The sequence below is a fragment of the Sphingobacterium sp. UBA5670 genome, from assembly GCF_002420705.1.
Taxonomy (GTDB): Bacteria; Bacteroidota; Bacteroidia; order Sphingobacteriales; family Sphingobacteriaceae; genus Sphingobacterium.
On the sequence record NZ_DIIM01000021.1, the window covers coordinates 670,811 to 673,534 of the forward strand.

Consider the following 2,724-nt stretch of genomic DNA (forward strand, 5'->3'; position numbering starts at 1 on the left):
ACCAATTCGCTGATCCAATACAACAGCGATCGATATGCGTTGGACACAGTATCCGTCCTAGCAAAAGCTGACAGCAGCCGTAATCAACTGCAACTACGTTCCGATTTCTTGAATGCCCACCTAGTCGGCAAGTACAAAATCTTGGAACTGCAAAGTGCCGTACAGGATCTCCTCCAGGTATATTATAAGCCCCAAAAGCCCGTCGAGATTCCACCCTACTCGCCGCAGCTCATTGAATTTTCGGTACAGCTGACCCGCAACAGGCTGATTCAGGATTTTCTACCGGAGCTGACGGAAATGAAAGCTATTAGTCTGGATGGTCTCTTCAACAGTGCCACCAAAAACCTCTCGGCCAAACTGGATGCCCCGCGAATCGTGTATGCTGGTACGGCTATCGACAATGTCACCCTGGATATCAACAGTCTCGATAGTGCTCTCTATTATTCGGCCTTAATCAACAAGGTTAAAGTTAGCAGTATTGAGTTGACCAACACTATTTTCAGCGGAAAGGTCGCCCAGAACAAAGTCAATATGGGGCTTTGGATTAAGGATAAACAGGATAAAGAACAATATCACCTGGGCGCCCACATGGAGGCCAAAAATGGCCTATTTGAATTCAGCTTACTTCAGGACGGCCTTATGCTCAACTACGATAAGTGGAATGTCGCGCCCAACAATCGCTTAAAATTTGGCAGCGCCGGCATACAGGCCAACAATTTTGTCTTGAGCAACCAGGGACAGGAACTACGCATCGCTTCGCAGGACAGCATCTTTAATTCGCCGCTTGATGTCGCTTTTAAAAATTTCCGCATAGAGACCCTGAGCAAGATGGTCATGAGTGACAGTCTGGATGTCGGCGGTGGCATCAATGGGCAAACTACGCTCTCCCGATTGGAAAGTAGCCCAGTGTTTGTGGCCGATCTCGTCGTCGATAAGTTTTACTTCGGAAAAGATACCGTGGGCAATGTCAATATTAAGGTCAACAATGAACGTGAAAACACCTATAACGCAAATGTGAGCATTACCGAAAACGGTAATAACCTGGTCCTTAGTGGCGATTTTATCAATCCCCCGCAAGGCGATGCAACACTGGACTTCACACTCGATATTGCACCGCTGACGATGAAGACCGTACAGGCTTTCAGCATGGGGAATCTCAAAGATTCTAAGGGAAACCTTGAAGGGCAGTTAAAAATAAATGGAACACCTTCGAAACCGCAGATTAGGGGTGACCTCAATTTTAGAGACGCTGAATTTAATGTTGCCATGCTCAATGCCCTGTTCAAAGCAAAAGATGAACAGATCCGTTTTGACCAAAATGGTATTTCGTTCCCTAAATTTGAACTCGAAGACAGCAAAGGCAATATTGCCCAGGTTAGCGGTTCTATCAAGACACAGACCTACACCGATTTTGAATTTGACCTCGGCATCGCGATGGACAATTTTGAAGTGCTCAATTCCACACAGGCAGACAACGATCTCTTTTATGGAAAAATGTTTCTTGGCACCGATCTGCAAATTGGTGGAAATCTGGACAAACCGGTTGTGGACGGTACCATCAAGGTACTCGACAGCACCGATTTTACCATGGTAATGCCCAACAACGATCCCGGTATGGCCGATCGCAAGGGCGTGGTCGAATTTGTGGACAAACGCGATACTGCCACCGCAAATGCGCTCGCCAGACTGGACTCCATGACGGTGACCAAACTTACCGGAATAGACGTCGATCTGAATCTGCAGACTGATAAGGACGCCAAATTTAAGATACTCCTTGACGCCGGTTCGCAGGATGCCCTTAACATTCAGGGCGAGGCTGAACTGAACGCAGGCATGGATGCCAGCGGCAAAATAACGATGTCGGGAACTTTTACCGTGGAGCGGGGAAGTTATTCCTTCAGCTTTGGACCTGTGAAAAAAGACTTTACCTTTCAAAAAGGAAGTACAATCACCTGGAACGGAGATCCATTGGACGCACAGCTCAATATTACAGCGGCATACACCTTAAAAGCGCCTACATTAGAACTTGTCGCGCCGCAGCTCGGTACGCAGAATGCGAACTTATATAAGCAAAAGATCCCTTTCGATGTGCTGCTAAAAATCTCGGACAAACTATTCCAGCCGCAACTCAATTTTGATATCGATCTCAATGCCAACAATGCCGTTGTTTCGCAGGATGTCATCAGCAAGGTTGACAATGCACTGACGACCCTGCGCGAAAATCCTTCCGACCTCAACAAACAAGTCTTTTCACTGATTGTGCTGGGACGCTTTATGTCTGCCAATCCTTTTGAAAGTCTCTCTGGCGGCGGCGGTACGGAAGCGCTTGTGCGAAATAGTGTGAGTTCGTTTTTGAGTTCGCAGCTGAATAGGCTGGCTTCGGATTTAATTACAGGTGTCGAGCTCGATTTCAACCTGACATCCGAAGATGACTACAGCACCGGATCGGCACAGACACGGACCGACCTCAATATCGGTGTTTCCAAAATGTTGCTCAACGACCGCCTCAAAGTTAATATCGGATCCAACTTTGAAGTAGAAGGAAATTCGCGTCCCGGTGAGGCTGCCAATAATATCGCCGGCGACATACAGCTGGATTATCAGCTTTCGCAGGATGGGCGCTACTTTGCGCGTTTCTACCGCAAAAATCAATATCAGGTTACGCTGCAGGGACAATTTGTCGAAACCGGAATCGGTTTTATCATTACCATGGATTACAACAGA

At 47.2% G+C, this 2,724-nt stretch carries 1 protein-coding gene; it reads left to right on the forward strand.

The genetic code is table 11. From position 1 onward, the window contains the following. A partial coding sequence (locus B3C94_RS20785) for a translocation/assembly module TamB domain-containing protein (RefSeq protein ID WP_293907320.1) occupies positions 1-2,724 on the forward strand: 2,724 nt, incomplete at both ends.